Genomic DNA, 19,909 nt, shown 5'->3' with positions numbered 1-19,909 from the left:
ATTCACTACCAGCCATATCTATTCCTAAAATTAATAAAAGATGGTAATATAGAGAAAAGAAGGGCTATAAGGCCGGAAAGAATTGCGCAGCGCTTGGCATAATTCAAACCGGCTTTAATTAAAGAGTTTGTTGCACTAGCTGATTGGAGATAATGATATTTTTACAAGGAAGGTGGTACATATGAAGAGCTACAGGAAGGAACTATGGTTTGAAACCCGGCAGAGGAGGGAATTTATAAACATCACTCCCCAGGTAGAGCAATGCCTGAAAGAGAGTGGAATAAAGGAAGGCTTGCTGCTCTGCAATGCCATGCACATTACCGCCAGCGTCTTCATAAACGATGATGAAAGCGGACTTCATAAGGATTTTGAAAGGTTCCTGGAGAAGATTGCTCCGGAAAAACCTTATGACCAGTATTATCATAATGGTTTTGAGGATAATGCCGATGCCCATATCAAACGAACTATAATGGGCAGGGAGGTAGTAGTGGCGGTTACAGGCGGAAAGCTGGACTTCGGACCCTGGGAGCAGATATTTTATGGCGAGTTTGACGGGAAACGCAGGAAAAGGGTGCTGGTAAAGATAATTGGGGAATGAAAACCCGGAGATTAAATAATAAGAGAATAGTAATGAATGAAAGCATGCCGGAGATACTGCCTTTAGGTAGGCAGCATCTCCGGCATTCAGCTTGAAGTTATGTCAGGGAAAGGAATTTTTCTATATCCTGCTCAATCAGCTTAAGGGAGCTCCTCCAGTACTCTGTTGAACGCACATCTATTCCGACCATGCCTGCCACATCGGCAATGTTGTTTTTGCCGGTTGCTGCAAGAAGCTTGTCGTATTCTTCTACGAAAGCGGAACCTCTTTTAAGAAACTCGGCGTAGAGCCCCTTGGCAAACAACAGACCGAAGGCATAGGGGAAATTGTAAAAATTGCGTTTGGCGTAGTAGTAATGAGGTTTGCATACCCACATATAGGGGTGAAGCTGGTTGTGATCAAGGCCTTTTCCATAAGCTTTTTTCTGTGAATCAATCATGATTTCACACAGCTCATCCGATGACAGTGGGCCGGTTTTTCTTCTTTCGAATACTTCGCTTTCAAAAAGATATCTGCTGTATATGTCAACTATCACCTGGCCTGCGTCGGATATATCGTTTTCCAGGATGGCAAGGGCTTCTTCATTGGAAGCAGAGTTCAATGCCGCATTTTTTACTATGGTTTCACAGAAATTTGATGCCGTTTCAGCCAGGGGCATGGGATAACCGCAGTTGAGGATGCTTTCCTGGTTCAGGCAGTGGCCATGATAGCCGTGGCCGAGCTCGTGGGCCAGGGTGGTGACATCACTAAAGCTGCCGGAAAAGTTGGTAAGTATTCTGCTTTCTTTTATGACATGCAGGTTGTAGCAGAAGGCTCCGCCCCGTTTGCCCTCCTTGGGCTCTGCATCAATCCATCTTTTTTCAAAAGCATTGGCCGCAAAATCCGAAAGCTTGCTGCTGAAAGTTTTGAAATTCCTTATTATAAAGTCCTTTGCCTCATCATAAGTAAATACCATGTCACATTTTCCGATGGGGGCAAAAAGATCATAAAAAGGAAGTCCATTGCTGTGTCCCAGTAATTCGGCCTTTTTGCTGAAATACCTATGGAAGCAGGTAAGAAACTCTTTTATAGCCGTAAGCATGGCATCCAGGGTTTCTTTATCCATTCTTGAGTCAGTGAGTGTCTTTTCCAGAGGCGATCCATATCCTCTCATTTCCGCCAGGGTTATTACCTCTCCTTTTATTCCATTGAGACAAGCGGCTGAGGAGTCCTTAATCTTTTCATAGGACTTCAATTCTGCTTCATAGGCTGCTTTTCTGACGGAGGCGTCCTTATCGTAAGCCAAATTTCTGGCTGCCTGAAGAGGAATTTGCTTCTTTTCACCGTCTAGAACCACATCCACCAGCAAAGTGGAGGTGAGTAAGTTCTGCAGCCTTGTCCATGCATTGGAACCGGTGCTTTCCATTTTTGCAATCAAGGCCTCTTCCTTGTCACTGAGCATATGTTTGCTTTGTTCAACTTTTTCCATGAGATAGAATTTATGCTCCGAAAGCAGCTTTGAAGAAGCGATAATATCCTCCAGTTTTTCCAGGGAACTGATCCATTTTTGAAATACTGTTTCCGGCTCTGCCAACTCACTAGCGATTTTCTCAAGCTCTTCTATGATCTTGTCCGCTTTCCTATTTTTTGCGTCAACGCTTTGGGTCAGATAAGCATAACCGCTTAAGCGCGAAATAATGCTAGAGAAATTGATCATTTTGTCAATGAATTCTTCGATTTTGGATTTTGGCCTCTCCTTATCGGCGGTGTTTTCCATAACCCATTGCTTTATTTCATGCGCAAATTTTGTGCATTTGCTTATGTCCTGTTTAAAAGCTTCTGAGTCAAAGGACGTATACAGCTCATCAAGGCTCCAGCTTAGTTCCATATGATTACCTCCCTGTTTTCAAAAATTGCTTTGTGATACTATTTTGCATGCCTTTCTGTTAATTTTATCCTTTACGGTGCGGACATGTCAAATGTCCTTTTTGTCACAGTGCAAAATATTGAGGATTTAGTTTACATAATTTACTTGTTGATTAATACTGTTGTATGCTGTAATGTTATAAACAGGGGGAAAATCACTATGAGAATAAAAGAGGTCAAAAATATATTAATAAAGGTTATAATTTTTACGATGATTTGTCTGGTGGTCATATCAACCGGCATATCTTCACATATATATGCGTCGGAAAGAAAGTTCAACATGACATATGCATACTTCGGCAACTCCATCGCTTTTTCCGCTTATATGGAAAAGGCTGCGAATTCTCTTAACGAGATTGCTCCGGATTACTTCGGAATAAATGAAGATGGGTCTTTGAAATTGACAACCAAGCTGAGTTCGGATTTCATAATCTCTGCTCAGAAAAAAGGAATAAAGGTGGTTCCTTTTATAAGCAATCATTGGGACAGGGAACTGGGAAGGATTGCCCTGGCCAACAGGGAACGGCTTGCCACACAGCTTGCCAACGCGGTGAAGCAGCTGAATCTGGACGGAGTAAATGTTGACTTGGAGAACTTAAATGAGGATGACAGGGACGCCTACACCGATTTTGTGAGGCTGCTCAGGGAAAAGCTGCCTGATGATAAAATAGTTGCGGTGGCAGTAGCTGTAAATCCATCTAATGCCACCAAGGGATGGAACGCATCCTACGATTATGCCGGATTGGCTAAGTATAGTGATTATCTGATGCTGATGGCATATGATGAGCACTATGAAAGTGGCAAGGAAGGCCCTGTAGCCAGTGCCGATTTTGTGGAAGCGTCCATTAAGTATGCGCTGAAAAGGGTACCGTCAGAAAAAATTGTATTGGGAATAGCTTTTTATGGCAGGTACTGGATCAGTGGCAAAAGCTACGGAGGTTATGGCATAAGCAATTCCAAAGTAGAAGCGCTGATTAAAATGTATGGGGGCAGGGTAACCTACGATTATAACAAGCAGTCACCAAAGGCGGTAATTACAATAAAGCCTACCGATCCAGCTTACTATATATCCGGAAAGAAACTGGAACCGGGAACTTACACCTTCTGGTATGAGAACGAGCAGTCGATAAAGTACAAGCTGACCTTGGTGAAAAAATATAATCTAAAAGGTACCGGAAGCTGGAGCCTTGGCCAGGAGACGGAAAACACTTGGAAATACTACAATCTCTGGTTAAATGGCGTGTATTTCACTGACGCACAGGATAGCTGGGCACGGGAAGCGATCCTGACAGCTACCCTTAAGGGATGGTTCAAAGGTGTTTCCAGCACGCAATTTAAGCCCAAGAACTACCTTACCAGAGCAGAAGCTGCCGCAATCCTCGTGAGGGCGCTGGCACTGGAGGGAACAGGTGATAAAAGCGGATTTCCCGATACAGCAGGGCACTGGGCGGAAAATGATATCATCATAGCGAAAGAGCATGGCATAATAAAAGGGAATGAAGACGGATATTATCAGCCCGAAGCGCCTATAAGCCGTGAGCAGATGGCGGTTATGCTGGAAAGGATACTGGAAACCGGTAATACTAAGAAATCATCCACCACCCAGGGGAAATACTGGGATGTCAGCCGCGACGAATCATCCTGGTCCTATGATGCCATCATGAAAATGTCTCAGCTGGGCATATTTACCGGGTATCCCGACGGAGGATTTTATCCGAAGGAAGGTATAAGCCGTGAACAGATGGCACAGCTGATGGTCAAGATGGAAAATTACTTCACACATGCAGATTAGTAAAATTATCTTTGGAAAATTCAATTTGTTCAAAGGAAGTCTATACTAAAGCTTTATATTAAAGGGGATGTCCCACTGGGAGGCAGCCCCTTTAATGCATCTAACGGAGGGGTTTTATGAACATCTGTGTCCAATAATATCTGCCGGCTGAATCTTTTGCCACGCCGACACCTATCTGAGTATAGGATGGGCTGAGAATGTTGCTTCTGTGGCCGGGTGAATTCATCCAGCTGTTCATTACTTCCTGAGGAGTTCTCTGACCTTTGGCTATGTTCTCACCGGCTGCTGAGTACCTGATTCCGAAGGATTCCATCATAGCAAAGGGTGAACCATAAGTTGGAGATGTATGGGAAAAATAACCCTTATTAGCCATGTCCTGAGATTTATATCTCGCCACTCTTGAAAGCTCCCAATTGGCTGTGAGAGTCTGCAGGCCTCTTTTGGACCTTTCGGCATTAACAAGCCTTATCACTTCGTTTTCAAGAGCTTTTACGCTGTCTATATTCGGGATGTTTATCTTCTGTCCCGGATATATAAGAGCCGGATTTTTTATTTGCGGATTGCTGGCTATTATCTCACTGATACCTACCTGATATTTTACAGCTATTTTCCACATGGTGTCCCCGGGCTGGACTGTGTGAGTCTTGGCGGTCTGTGCTGAGACGGGGAAGGCAAACAACATGGCAAATAGCAAGCATATAACAATCTTTTTTCTCAAAAAATCACCTCCAGTATTATTTTCTATACCGAGGTGATTTTTATGTCAGTTAAATTTGGCCGGAAATGTAACTTATTTTATTTTGGCCATTATGTTCTTCAGGTTGTTAAAGCTTTCCTCAATGCTTTGCAGCTGGGGTTTTTCGAATTCCTCCTGTTCGATTATATACCATGAGGTATTAAGCTTGCTGCCGAGGGAAAGCACTTCGGTGAAATCAATGGTGCCGCTGCCCACTATTGTGCTTACCTTTTCTTCCTTGCTCTTCATGTCCTTAATATGCAGCAATGAGCACCTTTCTCCATACTTTTCAATGAAATCCACTGCTTTTAATCCGCAATAATCAAAGAAAAAGGTATCCAATTCCATATGTAGCAGTTCGGGTTGGGTGTTGGAAACTAATATATCCAGACCATAGATGCCGTCAAATTTCTCCAGTTCAAATTCATGATTGTGGTAGCCAAACTGTAGCCCATTGGATTTGCATTTATCACCGATTTTGTTGAACAAATCCGCTGTTTTTTTGTAGGCATCTGCGCTGTCTCTCATCTCTACGGGCAGCCAGGGGCAGACAATGTTCTTATTGCCGATCTCCAGGTTATACTCAATAACCCTGTCAAGGCTGTTTTTAAGATCATCAATCCCTACATGACTTCCTGCCGCTTTGAGATTCGTATCATCCAGTATTTTTTTCATCTCTTTGGCAGGTATGTTGTAATAACCCGCAAATTCGACCCCTTCATAGCCAATTTTACCCACCTTTTCGAGAGTACCGGCAAAATCATCGCTTAAAAGCTCCCTTATCGAAAAAAGCTGCAGACCTATTTTACCCATAAACATCACCCTTTACCTGTTAATATTACATATTAATACCAAAGTTGCCTTCGGTACAATATAGATGATATCATATATGTTCATAACTGGAAAGGATATATTGTGTCGTAATATATAAATTAATTATTCTATATTAAATCGGTTTGAATTCAGAAGTATCTGATAAAAGGTAAATGGCATATTGTCTAAAGTGGGATTAGAAACCTTATGCCAATCATGACTGATTGGTATAGTTGTTTGCTGCTCTGAAAGGAACAAAACGCATAACAAACAATGCATCCATAATCATGCGGGGAGAATCCAAGGCATTTGCTGATTGTCTCAATTCTCCTTGGATTCCGGGTTTTGAGCAGCTTTATGTATGGAAGAAGGCGGTACTTTTTTATATTTTTTATATAACCGGCTGAAATAGTTGATGTTGTCAAATCCCACCATCATAGCCACTTCGGTTATATTATGGGATGAATCTTTCAAAAGCCTTTCCGCTTTATTGATCCTGACGCTGTTGATATAATCGCTCAAGGTTTTCCCTGTAACCTGCCTGAACAAACGGCAGAAATAATAACGGCTCATGTTGGCCATGCTGCATAGATTGTCAAGATTCAAGTCTTCTGCATAGTGGGTTTCTATGTGCTGGAGTATTTTATTAAACCTATCAAGATTCTTTACCCTGGTGTTATATTCCTTGGGCGTCAGGACGAGCTCGATGTGATTTCTAAGGAGCAGGACCAGCAGATTGTATATGGAGGACTTTATCGCCATTTCATAACCGATTTCCTTCTTTTCAAATTCGGTTATTATGTTTCCGACAGCCTTCTTAATATTGTCATCATTGCTTACTTTGTTTTTGAACAGTATATTGTTCTCGCTTATCGGAGTTATGTACTTTACTTCGCAGGCATCCGTCGAGCGGCTTTGCAAAAGGGAAGTGTCCACGATAATGCAATAATACTCCAGATTGTCGCTGGCGCTTTCACCCTGGTGGAGGTCATTACTGTTGACCACGATAAAATCCCCTTCTTTTACGTGGATAGGTTTTGAGTTGCAGCGAATTACAGCCTTTCCCTTTACAAAGTACAGAAATTCTATTCTCTCGTGCCAATGGTTGGAAAATATTATGCATCCTTTCCTGTTGTCAATAACCGTGTGATGCAATATTACAGGGAAGTACCGGTCGGGCATTTCCCAACTCTCGTAAAGCAACTGATCTCGATCCATACCCCATCACCTTTAACATAGCAATATTGTGCTAATATTGTGCAACCTTGTTAATGAATTTAATAAGTTTCTCACTTTATAATATATGATAAGTTATTATGATTTTAAAGTAAATGACAAAATAGTAGTAAAAAATGAATGGGGTGTTTGCATGAGTAGTTTCAAAATAGGAGTTATGGTTGACTCTTTTCGGCTTGGCCTGGTAGAAGGCATTAAGAAGGCTAAGGAGGTTGGTGCTGCCGGAATACAGATCTATGCCACCAATGGGGAAATGGCGCCTGAAAACCTTTCCGCTGCACGCCGGAAGGAAATTCTGGATATAATCAAGTCAAACGGGCTGGTGGTATCAGCTCTGTGCGGTGACCTTGGCGGCCATGGTTTCGCGATAAAGGAAGATAATGTGTGGAAAATAGAGAAATCCAAGAGAATAATGGATTTGGCCAAAGACCTGGAAACCAGTGTGGTTACAACTCATATAGGCGTGATTCCGGAGGATGTAGACCATCCCAGACGCAAAATAATGCAAGAGGCATGTGAAGAGCTGGGAAGATATGGGGATGAGGTTGGTGCATATTTTGCAATAGAAACCGGACCGGAAAAGGCAACCACGTTAAAGAGCTTTCTTGACAGCCTGGATTCAAATGGCGTAAGAGTAAACTTCGACCCTGCAAACCTTGTAATGGTGGTAGGCGATGACCCTGTGGAAGCAGTGCACACTCTCGGAAAATACATTGTTCATACCCATGCAAAGGATGGGGTAATGCTTAAATACGTTGGCGGTGAGAAGGTATACGGCTACTTTGCCGAAGGGGGAATCGAGGACTTGAATCTTTCCGAATGTTTCAAGGAGGTTCCTCTGGGAGAAGGAAACGTGAACTTTGATAAATATCTGAAAGCTTTGAAGGATGTTGGCTTTGAAGGCTTCCTCACAATAGAAAGGGAAGTGGGAGAAAACCCTGAAAAGGATATAAGGCTGGCAGTTGACTTTCTTAAAAGCAAAATTTCCAATATATGATAAGAATTAGAAGTGCTAATATAAGCTGCAAGGGATGAAATAAAATTACGTCTGTTTGCCACGATATTCTAAGGGAGGTATTTACGTGTCAAAAAAAGTAAAGATAGGCATTATAGGTACTGGGAATATTAGCCATGCCCATATGGTGGGGTATACTGCCCTGGATAATGTAGAAGTTTATGCAGCCTGCGACCTCAATGAGGAAAGAGTAAAGGCTTTTGCTGAAAAATATGGAGTTAAACATACATTTACCGATTATAATGAAATGCTAAAGCTTGAGGAGCTGGATGCGGTAAGTGTATGCACATGGAATAATGCCCATGCGCCGGCCACAATAGCTGCGCTCAAAGCCGGAAAGCATGTGTTGTGCGAAAAGCCCATGGCAATGAATGCACAGCAGGCTGAGGAAATGCTGCAGGCATCAAAGGAAAGCGGCAAATTGCTTATGGTGGGATTTGTAAGAAGGTTCGGAAACGATACCAAAATATTTAAAGACTTTATCGACAACGGACGCATGGGAGATATATATTTCGCAAAAGCATCCTATCTCAGAAGATGTGGAAATCCGGGCGGATGGTTTTCCGATATTAAACGATCCGGAGGCGGATCTCTCATAGACCTTGGCGTTCATGTCATAGACCTCGTACGGTACCTAATGGGCAAACCTAAGGCAGTATCGGTAACAGGAGCAACCTACAGCAATATTGGACCCAGGGCCCATATCAAAGGCCTTGAAAGGTACAAAGCCTCCGATTACAGCGACTATAGCGATGTAGAAGACATGGCTCTGGCAATGATCAAATTTGATAACGGTGCTGTTCTTTCGGTGGAAACCAGTTTCAGCCTCAATTTAAAGGATGATACCGGAAATATCGAAATTTTTGGTACAAAAGCCGGTGCGAAGATGGAACCGAATCTGGAGCTGTACTCAGAGATGGATGATTATCTTGTTGACATAACTCCAAGAGTTACCAGGGACACCGATTGGTTTAACGCCATATTCAAGAATGAAATAGCCCACTTTGTGGACTGTGTAGCCAATGGCACAGAGTGCTTAAGCCCTGCGGAAGATGGTTTGGAGCTCATGAAGATACTGGATGCTGTATATGAATCATCAAGAACCGGCAGGGAAGTAGTTATAAGACCATGATAGATGGTTTTCCGTTATGGATTTCAGTGATTAATCTGTTTTGCCGGGAAGCATAACAAAGCTAGTAAACGAATAAAGGCAGGTGTGATATATGAAAATAGGTGTTAGCTCATATAGCTTCAGTAGGTTGGTAAACGCCGGAATCATGAAGCAGATAGATGTTATTGCAAAAGCAAAAGAAATGGGATTTGATGTCATAGAATTTGCAGGCTTTAATCTGCCTGAGGGCGAAACACCATCGTCCTTTGCCGTGAAGGTAAGGGAAGAGTGTGAGAGAGTGGGTATAGAGATGGGAAACTACACCATCGCTGCTGATTTCCTCAACGGCTCCAACGGAGACTGGCAGGCTGAAGTAGAGCGTCTTAAGGAAGAAGTCCGAGTGGCACACATTCTTGGCGCACCGGGAATGCGTCATGACTCTACCTGGGGTGTACCGGCTTCTTACAAGGGAGCGAGAGGGTTTGACGATGTTTTGCCGATACTTGTAAAAGGATGCCGGGCTGTTACCGAATTTGCTGCGGAGCTTGGCATAAAAACGATGGTGGAAAATCATGGCTATTTCTGCCAGGACAGCGAGAGAGTGGAAAAACTGATTAACGGCGTAAATCATCCTAACTTTGGAGCTCTTGTGGATATGGGCAATTTCCTCTGTGCAGACGAAGATCCTGCCAAAGCAGTAGGAAGAATGATGCCATATGCTTTCCATGTGCATGCTAAGGATTTCCATGTCAAATCCGGCATGATGCCAAACCCGGGGGATGGCTGGTTCATGTCCAGGGGAGGCAATTACCTGCGCGGTGCCATCATCGGACATGGAGATGTTCCTATCCTTCAATGCCTGAAGATAATGAAAAATGCCGGATATAAAGGTGTTCTTTCCATAGAATTTGAGGGTATGGAAGATCCCCTGCAGGGTATAGCTATCGGTCTGAAGAATCTCAAAAGATATCTGGAACAGATCGGTGCATAAGGATTTGATATTTGGCTGCTGGCAGCCGGCATGCATTGGCTATTGATTGATAAAAGTCAATGCTGAAGCAACCTAAAAAGAATCAATATTTATACAGGATCAATTTTTAGCCAAGATCAATTTTAAACTGGAGCAATAATGAAAAATGCCTTGAAAGATCAGTGTATTAAGCTTTCAAGGCATTTTTATATAAAAGGGGATACTGCTTTCTGTCAACTAAGAGCTGACAACTGCGTCGGCGAGCCTGGTTTTTCTTCGCTTTTCCAGCTGGACATAAGGGATACGACGCCTATTACACAAGAGACAATCCATACGGACAGAACACCATTCCAGCCAAGCTTATCAACAATGAGTCCCGTGATGGATGCAGTGCACCCTGCTGCCAGATATGAACAGAAATCCAGAAATCCGGCTATGGATGACACTTTGTTATATTTGGCAAAATTCATGGGTATGACCCCCAGTAAAAGGGTGTTTGCCCCATACATGGCAGCTGATGAAAGCCCCAAAAAGATCAAGCCTGCAATCGGGCTTAATTTACCCAAGTACACCAGCAATAGGATGGAAAACATTCCTGAGGCAAAGAGCACGGCGGTTGCCAGTTTTTCCTTGTTGCCCAGCCTTTTATTCAGCCATCCTGCCATCATGATGCCTGCAAAGTTCATCAGTGGTATGAAAACAATAAGGGCTGAGGTGGATTCCATGTCCAGGTTGTGAGTTTCCTTCAGCAGCGTAGGACCCCATAGGGATATGCCGTCTTTGATTATACCCTGAGTCAAACATGCTATGACCACATACCATAATTTGGTTTTGAGAAAAACCTGAAAGAAGGATAACCCGGAATAGGTGGAGGTGTCACTGTCCGGCTTGGTATTCACATATTTGTTGGGAGATTCAAGACCTACCTCCATTGGGTGGTTCTTCATCTTAAGATACCATATTGCAGAATATACCAATATGGCGGCTCCCGGGATACAAAATGCCCAACGCCAGGTAAACAAAGCCAGTATCTGTCCGGAAAGGCCCCAGGCCAGCAAATATCCACCGACCATTGATGTGGATATCCATATTGCCACCTTGCCCCGGCTTTCATGAGAAAACCAGAAAGACAAGGTTTTAGTAATTGGTCCCCACAATGTGGATTGAAAATATCCATTGAGTGACCATAGTATTATCATCACCGGAAAGCTTGCGGAAAGACCAAAAAAGAGGTTGGCAAGAGCAGTTACAAAAAGCCCCTCAAAAATCAGAACGCGGCTGGAAATCCTGTCACCGATATTTCCGTTTATCAACTGCCCTATGCCATATATCCAGAAAAAAAGGCTTCCTATCAGCCCTACTTGCCACTTGTCCCATCCGAATTCGTTTTGTATTTCGGGTATGGCTACAGATATGTTTACTCTCCCGAAATAAACAAAGGCATATGCGATCCAGCAAAGGATAAAGATTCGCATCTGCCAGCTTTTTAGAAGTTTTTCTTTCATAGAACGTGCTTGCCCCCATGTTAAATAATGTACACGACCCTTGACCGGTGCAAATCTTATACTTATAAACAAATAACAGAGACAGATATAGAGCAAAGCTGCAACGGAATCTTCAGAATACTATATCCATCACAACAAATACTATCATGTTTTGTGTGTAAAGTAAAGCATTCATGTGTATTTATATGGAGTAATTATTATTTTTTGTGCAATTAGGTTTTATTAAAGCTCTAGTTTTATAAATATTTTTTTAGTAATTTATTTTAAAAATCTGCTCAGGTTCTATAAATTCATAATTTCAGCAATATACACAAATTCTCACATGCATAACTCAAGTATTATGTATGAACTTTATAAAAACATAAGATTAGATTTATTTGTTAATAATATCTATACCGGCCTTCTGATACCTTTCCAATACATTGGGCTTGATTTTTGAATCGGTGATGATCATATTGATTTGATCCAAATCACAGATTTTTATCAGGGAAGCAGAATCAAATTTATCGCTATGGGCAAGCACAATAGACTGCTGGGAGACTTCAATCATTTTTTTCTGTATGGGCAACTGGTCAAACCTGTAATCTGTAAGGCCGTCTTTAAGAGAAATTCCGCTGACCCCTATAAAAGCAGTATCAATATTGAATTGACTGATAGCATATTCGGTGAGCATACCGGAAAGGGATAATTCCTCACTTTCCAAAATACCTCCGGTTAAAATCACATTGTATTTTTCCATATTGGACAATTCATTTGCAACATGAAGCGAATTGGTAAGCACTGTAAGCCTCTGAAATTTGCTTTTTAAGACTTTTACCACTTCAAAGGCGGTGGTGCTGGCATCAACAGCTATGGACTGACCTTCGGAAATAAAGCGGGAAGCAATCCTTGCAATCTCCTGCTTTTCTTCCAGATGCTCCTTTTCACGGGCTTTGAAGGGAAGCTGCCTGCTGCTGATCTTTGATAATACCGCACCTCCGTAAACTCTTTCGAGAAGTCCCTGCTTTTCAAGGTGCTCGAGATCTCTTCTTATAGTTTCAATGGATACACCAAAAAGCTTTGTCAGCATGGATACTTTTACGGAGCGGTCCTGTTCCAACAGTTCCAGAATCTTTTCATACCTTTCCTCTGCTAACAATATGCTCACTCCTTTTTTGCTTGTTTTCTTGCGCGCTGCTTTTTCTCTACCGATTCTTCATGTAATTATGTGCTTTGTTGTCCATGGATTATAAACTTTCACATTCTCCTTATTGCTTCAGATATGCATAAACACCATAATACTTCATATTTTGCTGCTGAAGGTCGTTTTCATACTCTTTTTACAGCCTTCAACTAACCTGATGATGAAATCAACTTGCTAATATAAAATTAAATGTCATCCTCATCAATGGATAAAATCATACCCTTATTATATATTCTTTCTCAAATAACTTCAACCAAATAAACAAAATCCTGACACAACTCCATATTTTTTATCATGCATAAAGTTCCTTTAATATGTGCAAAATAACTTATGAAAACTTCTTGAGATGGAAGTCGAGAGCACAAATCCTCATGCAAGGGCTGCACTTTAATGCAGCCCTTTACATATTCCACGGAAAGCGCTCGGATGCATGAATTGCCAAAAGAATAAATGCTTGCTTATTTAATATGCTTCTGCTATAATTATACTCAATTTAATAAGACAGTTCGAAACCATCCTGTCTATAAACAAAACTACGGACTTTTTAGGTACGAATATAGTACTGTGGGCAGGGTATGCCCTTTTTTTTATGCTTCTGGGCAGGATGGTTTTGCGGACGAAACAGGTGAATAAATATGCCTGGGGTATAAAACTCATAATAATAAATGGATGCAGTCCTGGTTCATGCATAAAGTGATATGATGATCATTCCATAGCTTTGAGGAGTTCACCGGTGATTTTCTCTTTATATATACATGTATACATGGGACATGCCGTCGATGCATTTTTTATGTCTTAGAACTTGTCATCGACTAACTAAAATTAAAAAATGGGGGAATGCTAGATTGAAAAAAACAAGATTTATAACTGAAGCAGCTGTTATTGCTGCTATGTATGCAGCTTTGACCATCATATTTGCTCCTATCAGTTTTGGGCAAAACGGCCAGATACAGATAAGAGTATCAGAGGCTCTGACAATACTTCCGATGTTCACACCGGCAGCTATTCCGGGGTTGTTTGTAGGCTGCCTGATAGCCAATATTTATGGAGGATTGGGACCGATAGACATGATTTTTGGCAGCGCTGCGACGCTGATTGCTGCATTTATGACTTATAAGATGCCCAAAAAATACCTGGTGCCTCTGCCTCCGGTAATAGTAAATGGTGTCATTATCGGAATGGAACTTACTTACCTGTATCAGGTACCGCTTTTGATAAGCATGGCAACGGTAGCTTTTGGAGAGCTGGTAGCATGCTATGGACTGGGTTATCCTTTGATTCTGCTTTTGGAGAAATCCAGAAAGGCTATATTTGCAAAATGACAGACATTTTTGCTTTACTTTATTAAATTTGGTTTGAGTTCAGATAATTAAAGTGAGGAATTGCAGTTCCGAAGGGATTCAATCAAATATGATATTACCTATGCTGTAATATTAACTTGCATCTATTTGCATACCCCGACGAATCATTAAGAACATATTCGAAGCATAATTAATAAATTAATGTATGAAGTAATTTTTGGAGGTATGCAGGTGCAAATCCATGTTGTGAATAGAGGCGATACCCTTTGGCAGATTTCCAGATATTATGGGGTCAGCGTCAACCAGATAATTCAGGCAAACCAGCTTTCAAACCCAAATGTGCTTGTGGTGGGCCAGGCGTTGGTTATTCCCACCCCCAGCGGTACGCATGTGGTACAAAGGGGTGAGTCCTTATACACTATAGCAAGACGCTACGGCGTCTCTCTCCAATCCCTGGCGGAAGCGAATCAGATCACAAATCCTGCGCTTATATACGTAGGCCAGGTGCTGCGGATTCCCAGAAGGTCGGCTGAGGTTAATGGGTATATAACGAGGATGGGAGCATCCGGAGCGCAAGTTGTTAACTATACCGGAGATTTTCTTACCTATTTGTCGCCTTTTAGTTACAGCATAAGACCCAATGGGGACCTCAACGTGCTGGATGACGCTGGAGTGCTGGAAGCAGCCAGAAGAGAGCGGGTAATGCCTCTGATGGTAGTAACAAATTTCGGGGAAAACGGATTTGATTCCGAACTGGCTCATGCGGTACTGAGCAGCGTACAGGTGCAGAACCGTCTGCTGGATAATATTATGAGCATAATGCGGCAGAAAGGATATGGAGGTCTGAACATAGATTTCGAATATCTGTATCCCAATGACCGGGAAGCATATAATCAATTCCTCCGGCGTGTGGTAAACAGGCTGCGTCCGGAAGGTTACAAGGTTTCTACGGCTCTTGCCCCGAAGATAAGCGCCGGCCAGGCCGGAACCCTTTATGAAGCTCATGATTATCCTGCCCATGGCAGTATTGTTGATTTTGTCATTCTGATGACCTATGAATGGGGATGGGTAGGCGGTCGCCCCTGGGCGGTTGCTCCGATAAATGAGGTGAGGAAAGTGCTGGATTATGCGGTGACAGCCATACCCCGGAATAAAATAATGATGGGAGTGCCTTTATATGGGTATGACTGGAGGCTTCCCTATGTACAGGGTGTCACCCGGGCAGAGATCATATCTCCCCAGGAGGCAGTAAGACGCGCAGCGCGGTATGGGGCAGAAATCCGGTACAACTATATATATCAATCTCCCTACTTCTTCTATACCGATGAAAACGGAGCAAACCATGAGGTGTGGTTTGAGGATGCCCGGAGTGTGCAGGCAAAATATAATGTAGTTAAGGAATATGGGCTCCGGGGAGTGAGTTATTGGGAGCTTACCCTGGAATTTCCCCAGAACTGGTATGTGCTGGAGGACAGCTTTGAAATCAGCAAGCTGGTATAAAAATGGTTATAAGCCAAAGGGGGATAAAAGGAACCTGCCTTTATTGGAGAAAGGTTCCTTTTAATTTTGCCTAAGCCTTGTATTTTTCGCTCATATATTTAAAATATTATATAAGATTATATAAGGGATTTAAAGAACCGGACAGTTTGCTAAAGCATAGGAAGAACTGGTTATGTAAAACAGGAAGGCAAATTTAAACTGCAGGGACAATATGCTTTTTCCGGTATTGGCAGACTATTTTAATAAGCGTACTATTTCATATGCAAAAAGGGTATGGCGGCAACCGGACGGGTCAAAGAGTTTTTGCAAAGCTGAATCTATGGTTTAAAGCGTTTATATATGAAATTACAAAAGCATTAATGTTGAAGAACATATGCAAAAAGGAGGAAAACAAGCGGTGGAGACTGTTAAAATCGGACTTCTTGGTTTTGGAAACGTAGGTACGGGTGTGTATAAGATCTTGAAGGAAAATGGTGCTGATATATCTCACCGGGATGGATTGGACATAAAGATAGAAAAGATACTGGTAAGAGATGTAAGGAAGAAGAGGAGCATAGAAGTTGATGAAAACGTATTGACCGACAATGTGGACGATATAGTGAAAAATCCAGAGATATCGATTGTAGCTGAGTTCATGGGAGGGACGGAACCGGCAAGGGAATACATATTGAAAGCCTTATCCAACGGAAAAACAGTGGTTACTGCGAACAAAGAAGTTTTGGCAAAACACTGGCCTGAGCTGGAGAAGGCTGCCCGGGCGTATGGTGTAGGGCTTTACTATGAGGCCAGCGTCGCCGGAGGCATACCGGTTATTAAAGTCATGCGGGAATCCCTGCAAGCCAACAATGTGTACGAGATCATGGGCATCATTAATGGCACCACCAACTACATTCTAACTAAAATGTCGGAGGAAGGCAGGAATTTTGCAGAAATACTGGCCGATGCTCAGCAGCGTGGGTATGCAGAGCCTGACCCGACCTCGGACGTGGAAGGCTTTGATGCCATGTACAAGCTGTCCATTCTGGCATCGATAGGATTTCATGCAAGAATTCATATAGATAACATATACAGGGAAGGAATTTCCGGCATTACGGTTGAGGACATCAATTATGGCAAGGAGCTGGGATTTGCAGTCAAACTGCTGGCTATCGCCAAAAAACAAGGGACAAGCATAGAAGCCCGTGTACATCCAACCTTCATTCCTATGGACCATCCTCTGGCTTCTGTACGCAACTCATATAATGCCATATTTGTCAAAGGAGATGCGGTAGGGAACCTGATGCTTTACGGAAGGGGAGCAGGGGATTTGCCGACGGGAAGCGCCATTGTTTCGGACATTGTTACGGCTTGCCAGCAGAAAGGAAGGAACCTCTATTCGACCTTCTATAATGAGGATAGGATATCTCCGGAAATAACAATGATCGAGGACTGGGAAACGGAATTTTTCATACGTCTTACCGTAAAGGATGAGCCGGGGGTACTGGCAAAAATCGCGGGAATATTCGGAAAACATGATGTAAGCATCGCTTCCGTTATTCAAAAAGATCACAACAGGGGGGAAGTGCCGTTGATTTTTGTTACTCATAAGGCAAAAGAGCTGTCCATGGGGAAGGCTATAGAAGATATAAGGCGCCTGGATGAAGTAATCAAGGTGGAAAATGTAATAAGAGTTGAGAGATAGGGAATAGAAAAAACCTTTGACATGCAGGTGTCTGAGATATTTTGCTGAGAATTTATACTCAAAGCTCATGCACATCGATTATATAAATTTAATATTATGGATTAAAAGTTATGGGAAGAGATATTGCCCTAATTTGGTTAATGCTGATAAAATAGCAAGTATGAGGTGTTATATTTAATATATATAAATAAGGTTCTTTCTACTGTTGGTTGAAATTACCCTATTTTAGAGCATCAAATCAGACTTACAGCTAAATATAATATTCATCTGGTGATTTTCGACCAACTTTGTAAAGAACTACAAATAATGCTTTTCGGAGAAAAAAGATGCTCAATTATCGGATGTCCGAGATGCTTAAGCGTCAGATTCACGATAGGGTGAATAGGATAGGGCCTTTTTTAAACAAGTACCGGCTTTTGATTTTCTTTATAGGCCTTGTTAATTATTATGAACTTGTTTACAGGTTATGGATTTTTAAGAATATGAGCCTCGATTTTATCTTTCCCGTGTTGTTTTCTTTCTCCTGCGGCGTTGTTTTGTTCCTGGCATGTGGTATTTTTAAGGAAAGGATAAATAAAATTCTGGCGTTCATATTCATCAAGCTCCTGTTTTTGGTTTACAGTGTGCAGCTTATATATTTTTGCATATTCAGAACTCCCCTGTCGCTTTATTCCATAACCGGTGCCGGGGATGCATTGCGTTTAAAGGATATTGTAATATCCGCAATACTTAAGAATATAGCTGCGGTAATTTTACTGCTCGTCCCAATGATGCTTTTTATCATATTCCACAGAAGGTTTTCTTTTTTCAGAGTAAAACCGGAGACTGCTGCCGGAGTCCTGGTCTTTTGCCTGATCAGCTTTACCGTGAGCATTGCGTGTGTAAATATGACGAATAAAAATACTCTGTCCCAATATACCTTGTATTACAAGACCTTTTCACCGGAACTGTCGGTTAGCAGGCTGGGGCTTCTTACGACGATGAGGCTGGATATCCAGCGTCTCATTTTCGGCTTTGGTAGTGATCATAAAGCTGCAGAAGTTTTTTCAAGGCCGGATGGACAAAACACAGGACGTATCCAGGATAATAGAGCAGGGAACGAAGAGGAAGGTAAAGACGGGAAAAGTGTTGGTTCAAGCGATTCTTCCGGTGGCATCGGCATGAATGAAAGCAATTCAGAAGATAACAGCAAATCCGATAGGATGGACATCGGCAGCGAAACAGGAATGCCAAAAGCTGAAACCAGTCCCTATGACATATATAATATTATGGACATTGACTTCAAGGCGTTGACAGAAGGGGAAAAGAATCCTGCAATCCTTGATATGCACAGGTATTTTTCCACCCTGCAGCCTACGAAAAAGAATGAATATACCGGCATGTTCAAAGGCGACAATCTTATAATGATAACGGCCGAATCCTTTGCTCCCTATGCATTAAGCCCTGAGCTTACCCCAACCCTGTATGAAATGTCAAAAAGAGGTTTTGTGTTCAATAATTTTTATAACCCTGTCTGGGGAGTCAGCACGACGGATGGGGAATATGTGGCGTGCACGGGGCTTATTCCCAAGACAGGAACATGGAGCATGGCCAAATCCGGAAAAAACCACATGCCTTTTACCATGGGCAACCAGTTTAAAAAACTGGGCTATACAACAAAGGCTTACCATAATCATACCTATACTTATTACAAAAGGCATATATCTCATCCGAATATGGGATATGATTTCAAGGCTGTAGGCAACGGGCTTAACATAAAAGAAACCTGGCCGGAATCCGACCTGGAAATGATCGAGGTAACCACAGGGGAGTTTATAGGTTTACAGCCTTTTCATGCGTATTATATGACCATCAGTGGACATATGAATTATAACTTTTATGGGAATAACATTGCAATGAAAAACAAGCAGTATGTTGAACACCTGCCTTATTCCGATGAATCAAAAGCATATATCGCCTGCAACCTGGAGCTGGAGTTTGCCGTAAGGACGCTCATTGAGAGGCTTGAAGAAGCAGGTATTGCTGACAAAACCGTTATCGCCATAAGTGCAGACCATTATCCCTACGGATTGCCCAGAGAATGTATTGACGAATTGGCAGGTCATAAGGTTGAGAACAATTTTGAACTGTATAAAAGCACTTTTATTCTTTGGAAAAAGGGGATGGACCCTGTAGTGGTGGATAAACCATGCTCAAGCCTTGATATTATTCCGACGCTGTCAAATCTGTTTGGTCTTGAATACGATTCCCGGCTGCTGATGGGAAGCGATATATTGAGCGATGCTCCTCCTCTGGTGATCTTTTCAAACCGAAGCTGGATCACCGAAAGGGCTATGTACAACTCCATTACCGATACTGCTGTTTTTACCGATGGAAGCGGAAACGACAGTGCCTATATAGAGTTAATAAACAGTATTGTGGCTGATAAATTCCTGTATTCTGAAAAGATTCTTGATACCGATTATTATGACCGAGTGCTTCCCAAGGGGAACTAAAAGGCGGATGTATCTACTGAGCTTTCTGATTAGCCATGGGCCATTGCCGGTGGGATGAATTTTTGTCA

Annotated in this window: 15 protein-coding genes; 9 read left to right on the top strand and 6 right to left on the bottom strand. The window is 42.3% G+C overall.

Annotation, left to right across the window (positions count from 1 at the left end):
* Positions 1-181: 181 nt before the first annotated feature.
* Positions 182-598: a secondary thiamine-phosphate synthase enzyme YjbQ gene (locus CDO33_RS10940; protein WP_103080037.1), complete on the top strand. Its 417-nt coding sequence runs from the start codon at positions 182-184 to the stop codon at positions 596-598.
* A gap of 97 nt (positions 599-695) precedes the next feature.
* On the opposite strand, the gene CDO33_RS10935 is transcribed toward CDO33_RS10940, so the two are convergent.
* The gene (locus tag CDO33_RS10935; protein WP_103080036.1) at positions 696-2,465 is read right to left on the bottom strand and encodes a M3 family oligoendopeptidase; all 1,770 of its coding nucleotides are present in this window, start codon (positions 2,463-2,465) and stop codon (positions 696-698) included.
* Positions 2,466-2,663: 198 nt separating this feature from the next.
* Here CDO33_RS10935 and CDO33_RS10930 point away from each other — a divergent pair, with 198 nt between their 5' ends.
* Positions 2,664-4,295, top strand: coding sequence for an S-layer homology domain-containing protein (locus tag CDO33_RS10930; RefSeq protein WP_161496424.1), 1,632 nt, complete (start codon positions 2,664-2,666; stop codon positions 4,293-4,295).
* A gap of 100 nt (positions 4,296-4,395) precedes the next feature.
* Here CDO33_RS10930 and safA read toward each other — a convergent pair whose 3' ends face one another.
* From safA to CDO33_RS10915, 3 genes are all read right to left on the bottom strand, one after another.
* Entirely contained in the window at positions 4,396-4,977 is a 582-nt protein-coding gene (safA, locus tag CDO33_RS10925) for a SafA/ExsA family spore coat assembly protein (protein ID WP_422678792.1), read from the bottom strand.
* A 108-nt stretch (positions 4,978-5,085) separates the two neighbouring features.
* Positions 5,086-5,844, bottom strand: coding sequence for a sugar phosphate isomerase/epimerase family protein (locus CDO33_RS10920; RefSeq protein ID WP_103080033.1), 759 nt, complete (start codon positions 5,842-5,844; stop codon positions 5,086-5,088).
* 321 nt (positions 5,845-6,165) lie between these two features.
* Entirely contained in the window at positions 6,166-7,062 is an 897-nt protein-coding gene (locus CDO33_RS10915) for an AraC family transcriptional regulator (RefSeq protein ID WP_103080032.1), read from the bottom strand.
* A 151-nt stretch (positions 7,063-7,213) separates the two neighbouring features.
* Between CDO33_RS10915 and CDO33_RS10910 the strand changes: the two genes are divergently transcribed.
* The 3 genes from CDO33_RS10910 (at position 7,214) to CDO33_RS10900 (ending at position 10,197) form a co-directional block, all read left to right on the top strand.
* Entirely contained in the window at positions 7,214-8,077 is an 864-nt protein-coding gene (locus tag CDO33_RS10910) for a sugar phosphate isomerase/epimerase family protein (protein WP_103080031.1), read from the top strand.
* Between the two features lie 85 nt (positions 8,078-8,162).
* On the top strand, positions 8,163-9,227 hold the full coding sequence (locus tag CDO33_RS10905; RefSeq protein ID WP_202849467.1) for a Gfo/Idh/MocA family protein: 1,065 nt from the start codon (positions 8,163-8,165) through the stop codon (positions 9,225-9,227).
* A 91-nt stretch (positions 9,228-9,318) separates the two neighbouring features.
* A complete protein-coding gene (locus tag CDO33_RS10900) occupies positions 9,319-10,197 on the top strand; it encodes a sugar phosphate isomerase/epimerase family protein (protein WP_103080030.1) in 879 nt (292 codons plus the stop codon).
* A 212-nt stretch (positions 10,198-10,409) separates the two neighbouring features.
* Here CDO33_RS10900 and CDO33_RS10895 read toward each other — a convergent pair whose 3' ends face one another.
* Positions 10,410-11,681, bottom strand: coding sequence for an MFS transporter (locus tag CDO33_RS10895; RefSeq protein ID WP_103080029.1), 1,272 nt, complete (start codon positions 11,679-11,681; stop codon positions 10,410-10,412).
* A 373-nt stretch (positions 11,682-12,054) separates the two neighbouring features.
* Positions 12,055-12,819: a DeoR/GlpR family DNA-binding transcription regulator gene (locus CDO33_RS10890; protein WP_103080028.1), complete on the bottom strand. Its 765-nt coding sequence runs from the start codon at positions 12,817-12,819 to the stop codon at positions 12,055-12,057.
* 824 nt (positions 12,820-13,643) lie between these two features.
* Between CDO33_RS10890 and CDO33_RS10885 the strand changes: the two genes are divergently transcribed.
* The 4 genes from CDO33_RS10885 to CDO33_RS10870 all read left to right on the top strand — a co-directional run bounded on the left by CDO33_RS10885 (position 13,644) and on the right by CDO33_RS10870 (position 19,841).
* A complete protein-coding gene (locus CDO33_RS10885; protein WP_103080140.1) occupies positions 13,644-14,186 on the top strand; it encodes a QueT transporter family protein in 543 nt (180 codons plus the stop codon).
* 204 nt (positions 14,187-14,390) lie between these two features.
* Positions 14,391-15,665, top strand: coding sequence for a glycoside hydrolase family 18 protein (locus CDO33_RS10880; RefSeq protein ID WP_338053264.1), 1,275 nt, complete (start codon positions 14,391-14,393; stop codon positions 15,663-15,665).
* A 397-nt stretch (positions 15,666-16,062) separates the two neighbouring features.
* Positions 16,063-17,346 carry a homoserine dehydrogenase gene (locus tag CDO33_RS10875; protein WP_103080026.1) on the top strand — a complete coding sequence of 428 codons (1,284 nt, stop codon included), beginning with the start codon at positions 16,063-16,065 and terminating at the stop codon, positions 17,344-17,346.
* A gap of 326 nt (positions 17,347-17,672) precedes the next feature.
* Complete coding sequence (locus CDO33_RS10870) at positions 17,673-19,841, top strand: LTA synthase family protein (protein WP_242973330.1); 2,169 nt, start codon at positions 17,673-17,675, stop codon at positions 19,839-19,841.
* Positions 19,842-19,909: the final 68 nt, after the last annotated feature.

The organism is Clostridium thermosuccinogenes, from assembly GCF_002896855.1.
GTDB classification, from domain to species: Bacteria; Bacillota; Clostridia; order Acetivibrionales; family DSM-5807; genus Pseudoclostridium; species Pseudoclostridium thermosuccinogenes.
Note: the sequence above shows the minus strand (reverse complement) of the source record. Positions and strands in the feature narration are given on the sequence as shown.